Source organism: Pseudomonas sp. VE 267-6A, assembly GCF_024126555.1.
Taxonomy (GTDB): Bacteria; Pseudomonadota; Gammaproteobacteria; order Pseudomonadales; family Pseudomonadaceae; genus Aquipseudomonas; species Aquipseudomonas palmensis.
In genome coordinates this window covers 293,237-309,540 of record NZ_JAMYBY010000002.1, presented here as the reverse complement: position 1 = coordinate 309,540, position 16,304 = coordinate 293,237, and the positions used below count along the sequence as shown (strand labels likewise).

The 16,304-nt window shown below is 59.5% G+C and carries 20 protein-coding genes and 1 tRNA gene; 4 read left to right on the top strand and 17 right to left on the bottom strand.

The window, feature by feature from the left end:
- Positions 1 to 85 precede the first annotated feature (85 nt).
- Positions 86 to 313: a hypothetical protein gene (locus tag NJH59_RS03350; RefSeq protein WP_253086385.1), complete on the bottom strand. Its 228-nt coding sequence runs from the start codon at positions 311 to 313 to the stop codon at positions 86 to 88.
- Positions 314 to 663: 350 nt separating this feature from the next.
- A complete protein-coding gene (locus NJH59_RS03345) occupies positions 664 to 1,029 on the bottom strand; it encodes a DUF2388 domain-containing protein (protein ID WP_253086384.1) in 366 nt (121 codons plus the stop codon).
- Between the two features lie 493 nt (positions 1,030 to 1,522).
- Here NJH59_RS03345 and NJH59_RS03340 point away from each other — a divergent pair, with 493 nt between their 5' ends.
- Positions 1,523 to 2,635, top strand: coding sequence for an HNH endonuclease (locus NJH59_RS03340; RefSeq protein ID WP_229589363.1), 1,113 nt, complete (start codon positions 1,523 to 1,525; stop codon positions 2,633 to 2,635).
- Between the two features lie 366 nt (positions 2,636 to 3,001).
- Here NJH59_RS03340 and NJH59_RS03335 read toward each other — a convergent pair.
- The 9 genes from NJH59_RS03335 to thrS form a co-directional block, all read right to left on the bottom strand.
- A tRNA-Pro gene (locus NJH59_RS03335) sits at positions 3,002 to 3,078 on the bottom strand.
- 106 nt (positions 3,079 to 3,184) lie between these two features.
- Entirely contained in the window at positions 3,185 to 3,541 is a 357-nt protein-coding gene (locus tag NJH59_RS03330; protein WP_043860798.1) for a MerR family transcriptional regulator, read from the bottom strand.
- Positions 3,522 to 3,824 (bottom strand): integration host factor subunit alpha, encoded by a 303-nt coding sequence (ihfA, locus tag NJH59_RS03325; RefSeq protein WP_002553164.1) that lies wholly within the window; start codon positions 3,822 to 3,824, stop codon positions 3,522 to 3,524. Before ihfA ends, NJH59_RS03330 begins: the two co-directional genes overlap by 20 nt.
- Before the next feature lie 3 nt (positions 3,825 to 3,827).
- Positions 3,828 to 6,203, bottom strand: coding sequence for a phenylalanine--tRNA ligase subunit beta (gene pheT, locus NJH59_RS03320; RefSeq protein WP_058541295.1), 2,376 nt, complete (start codon positions 6,201 to 6,203; stop codon positions 3,828 to 3,830).
- A gap of 35 nt (positions 6,204 to 6,238) precedes the next feature.
- A complete protein-coding gene (gene pheS / locus NJH59_RS03315; RefSeq protein WP_253086383.1) occupies positions 6,239 to 7,255 on the bottom strand; it encodes a phenylalanine--tRNA ligase subunit alpha in 1,017 nt (338 codons plus the stop codon).
- A 107-nt stretch (positions 7,256 to 7,362) separates the two neighbouring features.
- Positions 7,363 to 7,719, bottom strand: coding sequence for a 50S ribosomal protein L20 (rplT, locus tag NJH59_RS03310; protein ID WP_043860801.1), 357 nt, complete (start codon positions 7,717 to 7,719; stop codon positions 7,363 to 7,365).
- Positions 7,720 to 7,748: 29 nt separating this feature from the next.
- Complete coding sequence (gene rpmI, locus NJH59_RS03305; RefSeq protein WP_027620572.1) at positions 7,749 to 7,943, bottom strand: 50S ribosomal protein L35; 195 nt, start codon at positions 7,941 to 7,943, stop codon at positions 7,749 to 7,751.
- Between the two features lie 60 nt (positions 7,944 to 8,003).
- Positions 8,004 to 8,555: a translation initiation factor IF-3 gene (gene infC, locus NJH59_RS03300; protein WP_173925091.1), complete on the bottom strand. Its 552-nt coding sequence runs from the start codon at positions 8,553 to 8,555 to the stop codon at positions 8,004 to 8,006.
- The gene (thrS, locus tag NJH59_RS03295) at positions 8,555 to 10,477 is read right to left on the bottom strand and encodes a threonine--tRNA ligase (protein WP_043860803.1); all 1,923 of its coding nucleotides are present in this window, start codon (positions 10,475 to 10,477) and stop codon (positions 8,555 to 8,557) included. The genes infC and thrS overlap by 1 nt, the downstream gene beginning before the upstream one ends.
- A 370-nt stretch (positions 10,478 to 10,847) precedes the next feature.
- On the opposite strand from thrS, the gene NJH59_RS03290 reads away from it, so the two are divergent.
- Together NJH59_RS03290 and NJH59_RS03285 are read left to right on the top strand one after the other, a co-directional pair.
- A complete protein-coding gene (locus tag NJH59_RS03290) occupies positions 10,848 to 11,144 on the top strand; it encodes a hypothetical protein (protein ID WP_043860804.1) in 297 nt (98 codons plus the stop codon).
- Between the two features lie 163 nt (positions 11,145 to 11,307).
- Entirely contained in the window at positions 11,308 to 11,520 is a 213-nt protein-coding gene (locus tag NJH59_RS03285) for a cold-shock protein (RefSeq protein ID WP_003179963.1), read from the top strand.
- An 81-nt stretch (positions 11,521 to 11,601) separates the two neighbouring features.
- Here NJH59_RS03285 and NJH59_RS03280 read toward each other — a convergent pair whose 3' ends face one another.
- Together NJH59_RS03280 and NJH59_RS03275 are read right to left on the bottom strand one after the other, a co-directional pair.
- Positions 11,602 to 11,922 (bottom strand): I78 family peptidase inhibitor, encoded by a 321-nt coding sequence (locus NJH59_RS03280; protein ID WP_043860805.1) that lies wholly within the window; start codon positions 11,920 to 11,922, stop codon positions 11,602 to 11,604.
- 140 nt (positions 11,923 to 12,062) lie between these two features.
- Entirely contained in the window at positions 12,063 to 12,365 is a 303-nt protein-coding gene (locus NJH59_RS03275; RefSeq protein ID WP_054915264.1) for a hypothetical protein, read from the bottom strand.
- A gap of 324 nt (positions 12,366 to 12,689) precedes the next feature.
- Between NJH59_RS03275 and NJH59_RS03270 the strand changes: the two genes are divergently transcribed.
- Positions 12,690 to 12,920, top strand: coding sequence for a hypothetical protein (locus tag NJH59_RS03270; protein WP_043860807.1), 231 nt, complete (start codon positions 12,690 to 12,692; stop codon positions 12,918 to 12,920).
- Here the strand turns inward: NJH59_RS03270 and NJH59_RS03265 are convergent.
- The 4 genes from NJH59_RS03265 to NJH59_RS03250 are packed head-to-tail and all read right to left on the bottom strand — an operon-like array spanning position 12,892 to position 16,301.
- A complete protein-coding gene (locus tag NJH59_RS03265; RefSeq protein ID WP_054915265.1) occupies positions 12,892 to 13,917 on the bottom strand; it encodes a nucleoside hydrolase in 1,026 nt (341 codons plus the stop codon). The two genes, NJH59_RS03270 and NJH59_RS03265, sit on opposite strands and share 29 nt — an antisense overlap.
- A 30-nt stretch (positions 13,918 to 13,947) precedes the next feature.
- On the bottom strand, positions 13,948 to 14,352 hold the full coding sequence (rbsD, locus tag NJH59_RS03260) for a D-ribose pyranase (protein ID WP_253086382.1): 405 nt from the start codon (positions 14,350 to 14,352) through the stop codon (positions 13,948 to 13,950).
- Entirely contained in the window at positions 14,349 to 15,266 is a 918-nt protein-coding gene (gene rbsK, locus NJH59_RS03255; RefSeq protein ID WP_253086381.1) for a ribokinase, read from the bottom strand. Before rbsK ends, rbsD begins: the two co-directional genes overlap by 4 nt.
- 12 nt (positions 15,267 to 15,278) lie before the next feature.
- A complete protein-coding gene (locus tag NJH59_RS03250) occupies positions 15,279 to 16,301 on the bottom strand; it encodes a LacI family DNA-binding transcriptional regulator (protein WP_253086380.1) in 1,023 nt (340 codons plus the stop codon).
- Between the last annotated feature and the right edge of the window lie 3 nt (positions 16,302 to 16,304).

The following is a 16,304-nucleotide window of genomic DNA, read 5'->3' as shown; positions in this document are numbered from 1 at the left end:
CACACCACAAAACCCTGTAGGAGCGGGCTTGACCCGCGAACGACCGCAACGCGGTCGCATAGCACCCAAGCCCCCTACTACCTCATCAGTGAACAGCCTGAACCCGGCTCAACGCCACCTCCACCAACTCCCGCGCGTGTTCTATCTCATGCACGGCCGCCAGGCTGAGCATCTGCTGGGGGGCTTGGGAATGAAGTAGCACCGCGTGCTGCGACACGGTCTGTGCGCAGAGCAGGTATTCGGAGAGTTGGATGAGGATGTCTTCGAGGGATTGGGTGGCGTGGTGCGGTGGGTCTGGGACGATCTTGAGCATGATGAACCTCTAGAGTCGATGAGGCTGCTACAGACCTGCTGTCAAACAAGAAGGTGGCAGCGGTACGCGGGTTGACAGACCGAGGACTCTAGAACTCGGCGCACACGAGTGTGCCCCACGTACAGCCGCCATAAAGGGTGCACGTGCGCCAAGAGTCAGGGACGGCCTGTCAAAGCCGGTCGTTGATGAGCAACGACGCTGAGGAGACTAGAGCGCTGACAGGGCCGGCGCAATGGCTGGCGTGCGGCGGGAGTATGATTGGGAAAGAGACTACAGGGAATAGGGAAAGGCTGAGGTTTGGATGTAACGGATTGCAAATCCGTTGTGAGAAAGGCGCTTTAGCCAGGACTTTAGTCCGCTGGTTGATAGGCCAGGATCGCCTTCGCCAGTTGCATCTCGTCCTCAGTAGTTACCGTGCTTGCGGGCCGCAGCGCTGACAAGGCAGCTTGCAGCTCCACGCCCAGAATGGCGCCGTCGCTTGCCACATAGGCCGCCGCGTCATTGCGGGCGTCTACGATTTTTTTATCCTGGTTTTTGCTGCTATTTCGGCTGCTGGCTTCCGCGTCCTCGGTCAGGGTCACGGGAAACAGCGTCACGGCCAGAGACGAGGTAACGATTACTCCGAGGAACGTGGGTTCCACGGCGCGGCCATCCCCCGCCAAGGCGGGCAGAAAGCAGGAAAAACCGAGCACTATTGCCGCTAGTAAATGACGCACCTACTCGCTCCATGCGTTAGACCGATCATCAAAATCGAAATGTGCGCGCATTCTGGCGGAGTATCGCCTGGAGGAGAAGTGCTACTCACAAATGCCGAGCTCGGCATTTGCTGGGAAGTCCGGAATGACTTGCTGCGTCACGCCGTTCAAGCGTAGCGATCAAACGACCAGGTGGCAGCTATACGCAGGTTGACAGACCGAGTAAGCAACGAACCCGGCGCACACAAATGTGCCCCACGTAGAGCTGCCGGACTTACAACAGCGCAGAAAGATTAGAGAGCGATGGAGAGGATCGCAACGGCTGGAAGCAGCAAAAACACGATTGGGAAATGGACTACAGCGCGTAAAGAAGGCCCGGAAAACTAGCAAATCGATGGAGCTAAAAGGGGCGACAGATTTACATACTGACAGACGTTTCGTGATGGCCACTTGAAATTAATCAAGATATTGCAGCACCATGCTTTTCCTACATTTTCGCAGGAAAGGTCTGACAGTGACGAAAGCAACGCCGAAGGAACGGGTCCAGTGGGCAATCAATGAATTCGATCAAAATCTGAGGCATCAGTCCAACTGGATAGGCTGGGAAACCAATCGTCGCTATCACTCCGCCATAGCGGTTGCGGGCAAGCGCTATCCTGCAAAAAAAATTGTGGCCTTGGCCTCAGCAAAGGATGAGCAGTCTTTCTCAGGCGCATTTGAAACGACACGCTATTTACGTAAAGCTGGATTTCAGACGGAAGCCATCCTCCACCCACCAGCTTCGATCCTGGACCTTCACTTCGAACGAGGTGCGGTGTATGACCGAAAAACCGAAATCCATGGACCATTTGGTGGGAGTCACCAGTCAGGGATTGCTCCGTCTTCAACTCATCCTGCGATTTTTATTTTCACCGGTGAAGCGGGTGAGCAGCATGGTTACCTGGACGACTGGCTGGATGACAATACCTTTCTCTATACCGGTGAAGGCCAGAAAGGGCCTATGACCTTAACAAAAGGAAACCTGGCCATTGCCGAGCATGTTAAGACTGGGAAATCGCTCTATCTATTTCAGTCATTAGCAAAAGGTAAAGGTCATCGCTTTGACGGCGAGTTCGTCTGTGAGGGATTTTTCCAAAGCGAACAAGCCGACAAGGACGGCGATTTGCGCAGCACTATTGTTTTCCGGTTGAGCCGAATTGAAGCGATAACTGACGACGCGCTGAACCGATTACCATCAGAACATAATGAATTTCCTTTAGAGTCCGATCTAATCGCAGCACGAAATGCCGCCCTCTCAGTGACTCAACGCGCACCGAGAATAAACCCAAGTGTAAGTAAAAGAAACATTTACCAACGAAGCCGCGTGGTGGCCCACTACGTGATTATGCGTTCGAAAGGTGTATGTGAGAGCTGTAGTACTACGGCCCCCTTTCTAAAAGTTGATGGGCAACCTTATCTGGAACCGCATCATATTAATCGAGTTTCAGATGGTGGCTTAGACCATCCTCAGTTTGTCGCAGCGATATGCCCGAATTGCCATCGAGAAATTCACTCAGGCGCAAATGGAGAGAGGAAGAATCTAGAGTTAGCAGCGAAAATTAAAAAAACCGAATTGCTTTACTCCTGAAATTACTATGGCACTTTAGGGCATCATTTGATGCCCTAACTCATACCCCTCCGCACTTCATCCCGATCAAGTCGGCTCGCCTTCACACCCTTACTTGTAACGGTGCTATTTTCGATAACGCTTGCCGATTTATTCTCGAAGCTTGCCCTTACGAAAAGACCTATGCGGCTAAAATAATTCGCTGCGCCCTAGCCACACTCAAAAAGCAACTAATTACAAAGTCGGCAATTTCCAAAAGAGAGTGATGACTGCGGCGCAGAGGTAGGTTGGCTATTTCAGAAAACGTAGAAACCTAAGAATCTACATAAAAATCACGCACATGAAAAAGGCCATCCCTTTCGGAAATGGCCTTATTCACTGAATATATGGTCGGGACGGAGTGATTCGAACACTCGACCCCTTGCACCCCATGCAAGTGCGCTACCGGGCTGCGCTACGCCCCGACTGGGCTTGAAGCATGTTCCCCTTGTTGCTGAGAACGATGAAGAATTTACCTTAACCTTTTGAATTATGGAAGCTTTTTTTCCAAAATTCCTGAAACGGCTTCGGTCACTTCTTCAACACCACCAGCACATCCTCCAATTCGACAATCATCTGCCGAATCATCTGTTTGTACTGGGTCGTGTCATCCTTGGCTTCATCCCCCGACAGGCGCAACCGCGCACCGCCGATGGTGAAGCCCTGGTCGTACAACAGCGCCCGGATCTGCCGGATCATCAGCACGTCCTGGCGCTGATAATACCGGCGATTACCGCGGCGCTTCACCGGGTTAAGCTGGGGAAACTCCTGCTCCCAGTAACGGAGCACGTGCGGTTTTACCGCACAAAGCTCGCTCACTTCACCAATGGTGAAGTAGCGTTTGCCTGGAATCGGCGGAAGCTCGTCGTTATGACTTGGTTCCAGCATAGGCCTCAACTCGGGCTTTCAACTTCTGCCCTGGACGAAAGGTGACGACTCGACGCGCCGTGATCGGGATCTCTTCACCCGTTTTCGGGTTGCGGCCCGGCCGCTGGCGCTTGTCACGCAAGTCAAAGTTGCCGAAACCCGACAATTTGACCTGCTCGTTGTCTTCAAGAGCGTGCCTGATCTCTTCAAAAAACAGCTCGACCAATTCCTTGGCCTCGCGCTTGTTCAGGCCCAGCTCCTCGTACAGCCGTTCGGCCATCTCAGCTTTCGTCAGAGCACCCATACGCTATTTCCTTAACGTGGTGTTCAACCTTTGTTCAAGCGAGGTGAGAATGTTTTGCGTGGTGGCGTTCACCTCATCGTCGTTAAGAGTGCGCGATGGATGCTGCCAGGTCAAGCCGACGGCCAGGCTTTTTCTATCAGGATCAATACCTTTACCCTGATACACATCAAACAGCCTGAGGTCGGTGAGCCACTCGCCCGCGTTTTCACGGATTACATCCAGCACCGCGCTGGCCGCCACATCACGCCCTGCGATCAACGCCAGGTCACGGCGTACTTCGGGGAAGCGCGACAGTTCGTGGAACTTCGGCAGGCGCCCTTCCACTACATCCGCCAGCACCAGCTCGAACACATACACGGTGCGATCCAGGCCCAGGGTCTTGACCAGCTCGGGGTGCAAGGCGCCCAGGTAGCCGACTTCGACGCCGTCACGCTCGATGCGCGCGGTCTGGCCTGGGTGCAGCGCCGGGTGTTTGCCGGGCACGAAGGTGAAGTCGTCGAGCGAACCGGAGAAGCCCAGTACCGCTTCAACGTCGGCCTTCACATCGAAGAAGTCGATGGTGTCGCGGCCGTTGGCCCAGCCTTCCGGCAGGCGGCTGCCGCAGACCACACCAGCCAGCATCGGCTGTTGCTTGAGGTCGCCCAGCTGGCCGACGAAGCGCTGGCCGCTCTCGAACAGGCGCACGCGGTCTTGCTGGCGGTTGAGGTTGTGCTGCAGTGCCTTGACCAGGCCCGGCCACAGGCTGACACGCATGGCCGCCATGTCGCTGGAAATCGGGTTGGCCAGCAGCAGCGGCTCTACGCCAGGGTTGAACAGCTCGAACTGCTTGGGGTCGATGAAGCTGTAGGTGATCGCTTCCTGGTAGCCACGGGCAACCAGCAGGCGACGCAGCGCAGGCAGTTCGCCACGCACTTCAGACCTCGCCTGCGGGGCCAGGCGCGCTTGCGGGTAACGGACCGGCAGGCGGTTGTAGCCGTACAGACGGGCCAGCTCTTCGATCAGGTCCACTTCCAGGCTGATGTCGAAGCGATGGCTGGGCACTTCGACCTGCCACTGCCCGGCCTCACCGCTGGTTTTCAGGCCCAGGCCGTTGAGCAGTTGCTCGACTTCGGCGCTGTCCATCTCCATGCCCAGCATCTGGGTGATGCGCTCGGCACGCAGGGTGACGGGGGCGATGTTGGGCAGGTGCTCTGGGCTGACGGTCTCGATGATCGGGCCGGCTTCGCCGCCTACGATATCCAGCAGCAGGCCAGTGGCGCGCTCCATGGCTTCGCGGGCCAGCTGCGAGTCCACGCCACGCTCGTAGCGGTGCGAGGCATCGGTGTGCAGGCCGTAGGAGCGGGCCTTGCCAGCCACCGAGATCGGCTCGAAGAAGGCGCTTTCAAGGAAGATATCCTTGGTGGTGGCCGCAACGCCGCTGTGCTCGCCACCCATCACGCCGGCAATGGCCAGGGCGCGATCGTGGTCGGCGATGACCAGCGTGTCGGCACGCAGGGCAACTTCCTGGCCATCGAGCAGGACGAGCTTCTCGCCCTCCTCGGCCATGCGCACCCGGATGCCACCGTTGATTTCAGCCAGGTCGAAGGCGTGCAGCGGCTGGCCCAGCTCGATCATCACGTAGTTGGTGATGTCGACGGCAGCATCGATGCTGCGCACGTCACTGCGGCGCAGACGCTCGACCATCCACAGCGGGGTCGGGCGTGACAGGTCGACGTTACGGATAACGCGGCCCAGATAACGCGGGCACGCGGCCGGCGCCAGCACGTCTACCGGGCGCACGTCGTCGATGCCTGGCGCAATGGCCGGCACGGTCGGGCGGGTGACCGGGGCGCCGTACAGGGCGCCGACTTCACGGGCGAGGCCGGCCAGGGACAGGCAGTCGCCGCGGTTCGGGGTCAGGTCGACCTCGATGCTGGCATCGTCCAGGTCCAGATACACGCGGATGTCCTGGCCAACCGGGGCGTCTGCCGCCAGTTCCAGCAGGCCGTCGTTCTCTTCGCTGATCTGCAGTTCGGCAGCCGAGCACAGCATGCCGTTGGACTCGACGCCACGCAGCTTGGCCTTCTTGATCTTGAAGTCGCCTGGCAGTTCGGCGCCGATCATGGCGAACGGGATCTTCAGGCCAGGGCGCACATTCGGCGCGCCGCACACTACCTGGAAGGTCTCGCTGCCATTGCTGACCTGGCACACGCGCAGCTTGTCAGCGTCGGGGTGCTGCTCGGTGCTCAGCACCTCGCCCACTACGATGCCGCTGAATTGACCGGCGGCCGGGGTTACGCTGTCGACCTCAAGACCGGCCATGGACAGACGTGCCACCAGCTCGTCACGGGATACCTGCGGGTTGACCCAACCGCGCAGCCACTTTTCACTGAATTTCATCCTGCTCTCCTAAAGATTCGTTACGGGTGCGCGACCTAGCGAAATTGCGCAAGGAACCGCAAGTCGTTGTCGAAGAACAGGCGCAAATCGTTGACGCCGTAACGCAGCATGGTCAGGCGCTCGGCCCCCATGCCAAATGCGAAGCCCGAGAACTCTTCGGGGTCGATACCAGACATGCGCAGCACGTTCGGGTGCACCATGCCGCAGCCCATGACTTCGAGCCAACCGGTCTGCTTGCACACACGGCAGCCCTTGCCGCTGCACATCACGCACTGGATATCGACTTCAGCCGAAGGCTCGGTGAAGGGGAAGAACGACGGACGGAAACGTACCGCCAGCTCTTTTTCGAAGAACACGCGCAGGAATTCTTCGATGGTGCCTTTGAGGTCGGCAAAATTGATGTCGCGATCGATCAGCAGGCCTTCGACCTGGTGAAACATCGGCGAGTGGGTAATGTCCGAGTCGTTGCGGTACACGCGACCCGGGCAGACAATGCGAATCGGCGGCTGGGTGGACTCCATGGTCCGCACTTGCACCGGCGAGGTGTGGGTGCGCAGCAGCATGTTGGCATTGAAGTAGAAGGTGTCATGCATTGCCCGGGCCGGGTGGTGGCCGGGAATGTTGAGCGCTTCGAAGTTGTGGTAGTCGTCTTCGACTTCCGGGCCTTCGGCGATGCCGTAGCCGATATGGGTGAAGAACTGCTCGATGCGTTCGAGGGTACGGGTGACAGGGTGCAAACCACCGGAGGTCTGGCCACGGCCAGGCAAGGTGACGTCAATGCACTCGGCAGCCAGGCGAGCGCTGAGCTCGGCTTCTTCATAGGCGGCTTTGCGGGCGTTGAGCACCTCGGTAACGCGTTCCTTGGCTTCGTTGATCAGCGCGCCGACTTTGGGCCGCTCTTCAGCCGGCAGGTTGCCCAGGGCCTTCATCACCTGAGTCAGTTCGCCTTTCTTGCCAAGGAATTGAACCCGGATCTGCTCCAGGGCATTGATGTCTTCAGCGCGCTCCACAGCCTCGAGGGCTTGGGAGACCAACGCATCCAGGTTTTCCATGTACAGACTCCAGATACAAAATAGGGGAAGAGCTTACAGGCTCTTCCCCTATCTATGACGTTTAACATCCGCCGCCGACATCGACGGCGAATGATTGTCGTGGGTACTTAAGCCAGAACGGCTTTAGCCTTTTCGACAATCGCAGCAAACGCCGCTTTTTCGTTCACTGCCAGATCAGCCAGAACTTTGCGGTCGATTTCGATCGACGCTTTTTTCAGGCCAGCGATCAGGCGGCTGTAGGACAGACCGTTGACGCGAGCACCAGCGTTGATACGAGCGATCCACAGAGCGCGGAACTGACGTTTTTTCTGGCGACGGTCGCGGTAGGCGTATTGGCCTGCCTTGATGACCGCTTGCTTGGCAACACGGAATACGCGCGAGCGAGCGCCGTAGTAACCTTTAGCCAGTTTCAGAATTTTCTTGTGACGCTTACGAGCGATGACGCCACGCTTTACACGAGCCATGAGTAATTTCCTCTATCTATAACCAAAAATTAACGAAGGCGCAGCATGCGCTCGACTTTTGCAACGTCCGACGCGTGCAGCAGGCTGCTACCGCGAAGTTGACGCTTACGCTTGGTCGACATTTTGGTCAGGATGTGGCTCTTGAAAGCGTGTTTGTGCTTGATGCCGTTAGCCGTTTTCAAGAAACGCTTGGCTGCACCGCTTTTGGTTTTCATTTTTGGCATGTTCGGATACTCCGCATTCAGTTGATAAACATAACCGCAAGGCCTGCCGTGCCCTGGTGGTTATTTCTTTTTCTTGGGGGCGATGACCATCAAAAGCTGGCGTCCTTCCATCTTAGGATGCTGTTCGACGGTCCCGTATTCGGCAAGATCAGCTTCGATCCGCTTCAACAGTTCCATACCCAGCTCCTGGTGGGCCATCTCACGACCACGGAATCTCAGAGAGATTTTGGTCTTGTCCCCATCAGTAAGGAAACGTACCAGGTTGCGTAGTTTTACCTGGTAATCCCCTTCCTCCGTCCCTGGACGAAACTTGATTTCTTTGATCTGGATGATCTTCTGGTTCTTCTTCGCCGCAGCCTGCTGCTTTTTCTTCTCGAACAGGCTTTTGCCGTAGTCGAGGACTTTGCAGACAGGCGGAACGGCGTCAGCAGAAATTTCTACCAGGTCCAGTTTCGCTTCTTCAGCGATACGAAGCGCTTCTTCAATCGAGACGATGCCCAACTGCTCGCCGTCAGCGCCAATTAACCGAACCTCACGTGCCGAGATATTCTCGTTGATCGGGGCTTTCGGTGCAGCTCGTTTATCTTGTCTCATATCACGCTTAATAGTAATTACTCCGAATCTTGGCGACCACGCCGGGAAACCGCTTGCGCGAGCAGGTCCGCAAATTGGGCGACGGGCATGGAGCCCAGGTCAGCACCTTCGCGGGTACGCACAGCGACAGTTTGCGTTTCGACTTCCCGATCCCCGATAACCAGGAGATAGGGAACCTTGAGCAAGGTATGCTCGCGGATTTTAAAGCCGATTTTCTCATTTCTCAAGTCGGACTTGGCACGGAAGCCGCTTTCGGCCAGAGTTTTTTCCACTTTCTGGGCGAAATCCGCTTGTTTGTCGGTGATATTCATGATCACCGCCTGCGTAGGCGCCAGCCAGGCTGGGAATGCACCTTCGTAGTGCTCGATGAGAATTCCGACGAAACGCTCGAACGAACCGAGGATGGCACGGTGCAGCATCACCGGATGCTTGCGGCCGTTGTCTTCGGAGACGTATTCGGCGCCCAGACGGATCGGCAGGTTGAAGTCGAGCTGCAGGGTACCACACTGCCACACACGACCAAGGCAATCCTTCAGCGAGAATTCGATTTTCGGGCCGTAGAACGCCCCTTCACCCGGCTGCAGGTCGTACGGCAGGCCGGCGCTGTCGAGCGCGGCGGCCAGTGCACCTTCGGCACGGTCCCACAGGTCGTCGGAACCCACGCGCTTTTCAGGGCGCGTCGAGAGCTTGAGTTCGATGTCCTTGAAGCCGAAGTCCTTGTACACGTCCAGGGTCAGCTTGATGAACGCGGCGGACTCGGACTGCATCTGTTCTTCGGTGCAGAAGATGTGCGCATCGTCCTGCACGAAGCCGCGCACACGCATGATGCCGTGCAGGGCGCCCGAAGGCTCGTTGCGATGGCAAGCGCCGAACTCGGCCAAACGCAGCGGCAGCTCGCGGTAGCTCTTCAGGCCCTGGTTGAACACCTGTACGTGGCACGGGCAGTTCATCGGCTTGATGGCGTAGTCGCGGTTCTCGGACTGGGTGGTGAACATGTTGTCACCGTAGTTGGCCCAGTGCCCGGACTTCTCCCACAGCGTGCGGTCGACCACTTGCGGGGTCTTGATTTCCAGGTAGCCGTTGTCGCGCTGCACCTTGCGCATGTACTGCTCGAGCACCTGGTACAGGGTCCAGCCATTGGGGTGCCAGAACACCATGCCCGGCGCTTCTTCCTGGAGGTGGAACAGGTTCAGGCGCTTGCCGATCTTGCGGTGGTCGCGTTTCTCGGCCTCTTCGATGCGCTGGATGTAGGCGGCCAGCTGCTTCTTGTCAGCCCAGGCCGTGCCGTACACACGTTGCAGTTGCTCGTTCTTGGCGTCGCCGCGCCAGTAGGCACCGGAAAGCTTGGTCAGCTTGAACGACTTGAGAAAGCGCGTATTGGGCACGTGCGGGCCGCGGCACATGTCGACGTATTCTTCATGGAAGTACAGGCCCATGGCCTGTTCGTTCGGCATATCTTCGACCAGGCGCAGCTTGTAGTCTTCGCCACGGGCCTTGAACAGCTCGATCACCTCGGCGCGCGGGGTGACCTTCTTGATGACGTCGTAGTCCTTCTCGATCAGCTGCTGCATGCGCTGCTCGATCGCCGCCAGGTCTTCCGGGGTGAAGGGACGCTCATACGCGATGTCGTAGTAGAAGCCCTCGTCGATGACCGGGCCGATCACCATCTTGGCGGTCGGGTACAGCTGCTTGACGGCATGACCGACCAGGTGAGCGCAGGAGTGACGGATGATCTCCAGCCCCTCTTCGTCCTTGGGCGTGATGATTTGCAGGCTGGCGTCCTGCTCGATCAGGTCGCACGCGTCGACCAGCTTGCCGTCGACCTTGCCGGCCACGGTGGCCTTGGCCAGGCCTGCACCAATGGATGCGGCGACCTCGGCTACGGTTACGGCCTTGTCGAACGAACGTTGACTGCCATCGGGAAGAGTAATAGTGGGCATGGCGCCTCCTCTCCTAGTGGTGACCCCTACCAAAGGTCACGTGGGTTGGGATGAGCCAGTACGCGATTCGACCCTGTCTTTGCAATGCAAAGCCTGCCTCACAGTGGCAGAAGCCCAAGGGCCTGCCAGGGTACGAACCAGAGTGACTGGATACATATATATAGAAAGATTTGAGCGGCAAGACGAATCGGCCAAATCCTGAGCCAGGCATGCTAGCACAAAGCTTTCGGCGCGTAGGGCCATGGGCCGGGGATATGCAGAAATATTCTGAAATTAGACCGATGCGGTGAACTTGAGCGGTTTTTTTCCGCTCAGAGATTAGGAAGCGACCTACTCTAGATACACCCGACCTAATAAAGGAGTGACCGGTATGCGACTTCATTCTCTTCTGGCCTTGGCGGCCACTGGTGCCCTGCTGCTGCCGCTTGGCGCCAACGCAGGCACTGTTCCACCAGGCTACCTGACGTCCTGCGTGGCCACCGCCTCTGCCCAGCCGGGCATGACGAAACAATCCGCCGAAAAGCACTGCAGCTGCAGCGTGAATGTGATCGAAAAAAACTTTTCGGACGCAGAGATCAAAGAGCTCAACAGCACTGACGGGGTAGACCAGAAGCTCATAGACAAGGCAACCCAGCTGGTTACGAAGGCCTGCAAGCCCCAGAAATAAGGGCGCAGGCCATACAAAACTCAGTTAATTTGCGCCAGATCAGCATTCGGCACACGTAAAAGTCACCACAAGCGCAAAATTAGACTATGATGCCTCTGTGCACCTTGTTGGCCTCGGCGACACCGCACTACTGAAAAACATCATGTTTCCTGGAGATACACCCATGTCCAATCGCCAAACCGGCACCGTCAAATGGTTCAACGATGAAAAAGGCTTCGGCTTCATCACTCCACAAGGTGGCGGCGACGACCTGTTCGTACACTTCAAGGCCATCGAGTCTGACGGCTTCAAGAGCCTGAAAGAAGGCCAGACCGTCTCCTTCGTTGCCGAAAAAGGCCAGAAGGGCATGCAGGCTGCACAAGTTCGTCCAGAGTAAGTTCTGACGAATTAAAAAAACCCGTCCTTGGACGGGTTTTTTTGTGCCTGCCGTTTATGCAACGGCAGGCCCGGGGCGGAATCAGCCGCAATTGACCCGGGTGACCACGCCCTTGTCGTCGGCGTTGAGGTTCAAGCGCTCGGAACGGTACTCCAGGGTGATCATGTCGGTCGGCTTGAGCACGCGGGCGATCTGCGCCCCGCTCGCCTTGCGCGCCTGCTCCAGCAGCTCGGGGGTTGCCGGCTTGCCGACGGTGAATGCGGCGTTGCTGGCATCGCAGCGACCATCGAGGTTCGGTGCTGCCGCTACCTCTGGCGCCTTGGACGATGAGCCATCGGTACTGCAACCTGCCAGAACCACGGCTGCCAACAGGCTCGCCAATGTTGCACGCGTGCGGAACATGAATCCTCCTTTCAAATACTGGAATGCTGTCTGATACGACAGTTTTAAGCACTTTTGGTTGCAAAAACGTCCCAGTCTGCCTGAGACGTGCTCGTCAGGGAAACCTCAATCGTGACCGGATTTTGCCTGAGCGCAGCGGTTCAGTAGATATCGATGTAGTCGCTGGCGGGCTTGGGCCAGTTGCTGGCCAGCACGTTGTACACCTGCATGACCCAGCGTTCGTCGTCGGCGGCAACAGGGCCCACGCAGCCCGAGCCGGCAGCCCAGGTCTCGAGGCGAAACAGCAGGCCATCGAGCTCGCGCCCGCCGGTAATCTGCGACAGGTAGGCAATGCCGCCGCGGGTGACGCGCAACTGGTTGTGGATTCGGTCGTTGCCTTCGGCCAGCAGCTGGCGCACCTGCTGGGGGGTGAGCTGCTCGGGGGTGTTCAAGTCGATCTGCACGGGGTGTCCTCGGGCGTGCGCGGTGGCTGTGGGGTGCAGGGTACATCAGGCGGACTCTGTACGCCCTCTTCGCTGGCAAGCCAGCTCCACGGCTACCGCGCCGACCCAAGTGCCAACGAAGAATCGGTACAGACGTCACGAATAGGCGAACCCAACCACCATTTAGTTTGCCTAGCCCCGCTGCTTATGCATAAGTAGCAGTGCTGGCCCTGTTGCAACATGTTTAACTTGTACCTGTTGGCGGAGCGCAATCATGCCCCCGCTGTAGACGCCAGGGCCCGGCATCTGCACCAAACAGCACGCGTATTTTCGATCGAGACCCCCATGAATAGCCCCACCCTGGACACCAACATCAAGGTCACATGGCCTGACGGCCATCGTTCCTACAGCCCCGGCACCACCGAAGAGCTGTTCATCATCGCCGCCGACCTGCTGCTTCAAGACCTCGGCCACGAAGCTGCCCGCACCTTCGTCGACCAGGTGTTCGAACGCCACTGGCCCGCGACCGAACACCAGCCCACACCCATTACTGCAATCGAGCAAGACGCTCGCTGAGCAAATCGAAAAAGCCCTGGGCATCGCCGCTCTCGATCCACATCACATTGGCCGGTAGCTCGAGCGTGCCGTACCAGTCCGCAATGGTCTGACCAAAGGTCGGGCCTTCGCGGCTATCCACGCTCATGTGAATCTGCCGGCCACTGAACAGCTCGGGCTTGAGCAGGTAGGCAATCACGCTGGCATCGTGCACCGGCCCACCCGGCAGGCCGTAGTGCGCCATATCCCCCTTGACGTAAGCATCCAGAATATCGCCCACCAGCTTGCTGGCGTGGTTGTTCAACCCGCGAATCTGCTTCAGGCGCGCCTCGCTGGTGAGTACCTTGTGGGTCACATCCAGCGGCAGGTAGGTGAGCTTGACCCCGCTGCGCAACACGACCTCTGCCGCCTGTGGGTCGGCGTACAGGTTGAACTCGGCCACCGGGGTGATATTGCCGCCATTGAAGTGGGCACCGCCCATCACCACCACTTCCTTGATGCCCTTGACGATCTGCGGGGCCTGAATCAGCGCCAGTGCCAGGTTGGTCTGCGGGCCGAGCATGGCAAGGGTGATGCTGTTGGGTTCAGCGCCACCGAGGGTGTCGATCAGGTACTGCACCGCGCTGCCCTGGGCCAGGCCCTTTTTCGGCTCGTGCACCGCCACGCCAGGCAAGCCCTCCTCGCCATGGATGTTCTCGGCATAGATCGGCGTGCGCACCAGCGGCGTGGGCGCGCCGGCGTACACCGGCACCTCTTCGCGCCCCGCCCACTCCCGGGCCAGCCGTGCGTTGCGCGAGGTCTTGTCGAGTCGCACATTACCGGCCACGGTGGTAATGGCGCGCACCTTCAGTTCCTCTGGCGACGCCAGGGCGAACAACAACGCCACCACGTCATCCGCGCCGGGGTCGGTATCGATGATCAGGTCGCGGGGCGCGGCCAGCACGGCAGTACTCGACAGGGCAGACATAAGCACTAAACCTCGTAGCAAACGTTTGGCTTTTTGGACACGTTCAGGCATTGGGCACTCCTTGTGCTCAGGGGACAACAGTCAAAAGGTCACGCCCGCCACCAGCGCGATGTTGGTATAGGGCTGGCATTCGCCGGTGCGCACGATGGCCCTGGCCTGCGCACCGAGCTGCTTGAACGCCGCATGGCTCATCAAATGGCGCGCGCCCAGCTCGCCGCGGGCATGCAGCAGCTCGATGCCTGCCAGGGCCGGCGGCCTGTGTTGCAGGGTCTCGTCGGCCAGCACGTAGCTTTCGACCTGCATTTCGGCCAGCACCGTGTGCAAGGTACTGATGAAATCCGGTATGCCGGGCGTCAGTGCAAGGTCGATCAGCTCGACACCGGCAGGCACGGGCAGGCCGGCGTCGCCGATCAGCACCACATCGCCATGCCCCAGCGACGCGATCAGGCGCGACAGGGCGATATTGAGCAACGGAGTCTTCTTCATGGCGTGCTCCCCTGCAGTTCACTCAGATACGGAATGGAGGGCTGGGCACCGGCGCGGGTGACCGAAATGGCGGCGGCCTGCTGGCCAAAGGCAATGGCCTCGCGCTCCGACCTGCCAGCGGCCAACGCAGCGGCAAAGCCACCGACGAAGGTATCCCCGGCCGCCGTGGTGTCCAGTGGCTGCACCCGCGTCGCCGGAAAATGCGCAAAACCCTGGCCATCGGCGAACAGAGCGCCTTGCGCGCCCAGGGTGACGATCACCTTGCCCACCCCCAGCGCCAGCAGTCGGCTGGCGGCTGCCTGCGCCTCCTGCAGCGAAGCCACCGGCAGCCCGGTCAGGGCGCTGGCCTCGCTCTCGTTGGGGATCAGGTAGTCGATGTTGACAAACCAGTCAGCCGGCAGCGGCCCGGTGGCCGGTGCCGGGTTGAGGATCACGGTCTTGCCCAGCGCCCGGCCACGGGCCAGGGTATGTGCCACGGTGGCCTGCGGTACTTCGAGCTGGCAGATGATCACATCGGCAGCCTGCAGCAGGCTGTCCAGGCGCTGTACCGATGCCGGCAGCAAGTGCCCGTTGCCACCGGCCACGATGACGATGGCGTTCTGGCTGCTGGCATCCACCACGATCAGTGCCACACCACTGGAAACACCCGCCGCCGTGTCCACGCCCTGGCAATCGATGCCCTCGTCGAGCAGCGCGTGACGCAACTGCGCACCGTAGGCGTCCTCCCCCACACAGCCGATCATTGCCACCGCTGCCCCCAACCGCGCAGCTGCTACCGCCTGGTTGGCGCCCTTGCCGCCCGGCACGGTGCCGAACCACTCGCCGGCCAGGGTTTCCCCCGCCTGCGGCAGGCGCTCGGCGCGGGTCACCAGGTCCATGTTCAGGCTGCCTACCACCACTACATTTGCTTGCATGGCATGTCGGTCCTAGCGGTAATCATTGAAGAGGTCGGGACGCGGCCCGGTGGACTCGCGCAGCACGATGCTCGGCGCGACGATGCGCTGCTCTACCCCACTGCGCTGCGGCTCGCCGATACGCCGCAGCAACAGCTCGGACGCCATCTCGCCCAGCTCGCGGATCGACTGCCCTACCGTGGTCAGCGCGGGGTAGACATACTGGCTCATCTGGATATCGTCGAAACCGATCACCGACAGTTCGCTCGGCACGCAGATGTTGCGCTCGGCCGCCGCACGCAGCACGCCCATGCCGATCATGTCGTTGGCCGCGAAGATCGCGGTCGGGCGGTCGCGGCCCAGCAGTTGCGCTGCGGCGCCATAGCCGCCCAGGCTGGTGAAGTCGCTGTCCACCACGCGGCCCTCGCGCAGGGGCACCCCGGCCTGGGCCAGTGCCCGGTGAAAGCCGGCCAGGCGCATCTTGGCCACGCTGGTGTGTGCCGGGCCGTTGATGCAGGCGATGTCCTGGTGCCCCAGCTCCAGCAGGTGCCGGGTGGCCAGGTAGGCCCCCTGCTCGTGGTCGATGCGCACCAGGTCGGCGTCGACGCCCGCCAGCGCGCGGTCGACGATCACCATGGGCGTGCGCACGCTGGCCAGGCTGTCGAGCAGGTCGGCCTCCTCGCCCACCGAGGCCACGATCAGACCGTCGATGCGTTTCTCCAGCAGCACCCGCAGGTAGCTGCGCTGCTTGCGCGGGTCGTCATCGGAGTTGCACAGGATCACGCAGTAGCCATTGCGCTCGCAGCCATCCTCGATACCCCGCGCCAGTTCGGCGAAATACGGGTTGACGCTGTTGGGCACCAGCAGGCCGATGGTGGCCGTGCAGCGCGCCTTGAGCGAGCGCGCCACCGCACTGGGCACGTAGTCCAGCTCGGCAATCGCCGCTTCTACCTTGCGCCGCACCGGTTCGCTCACCGGGCGGGTCTTGTTCAGCACGTGGGAAACGGTGGTATAGGAAATACCCGCCAGCGCCGCTACATCTTTGATGGTTGCCATTGT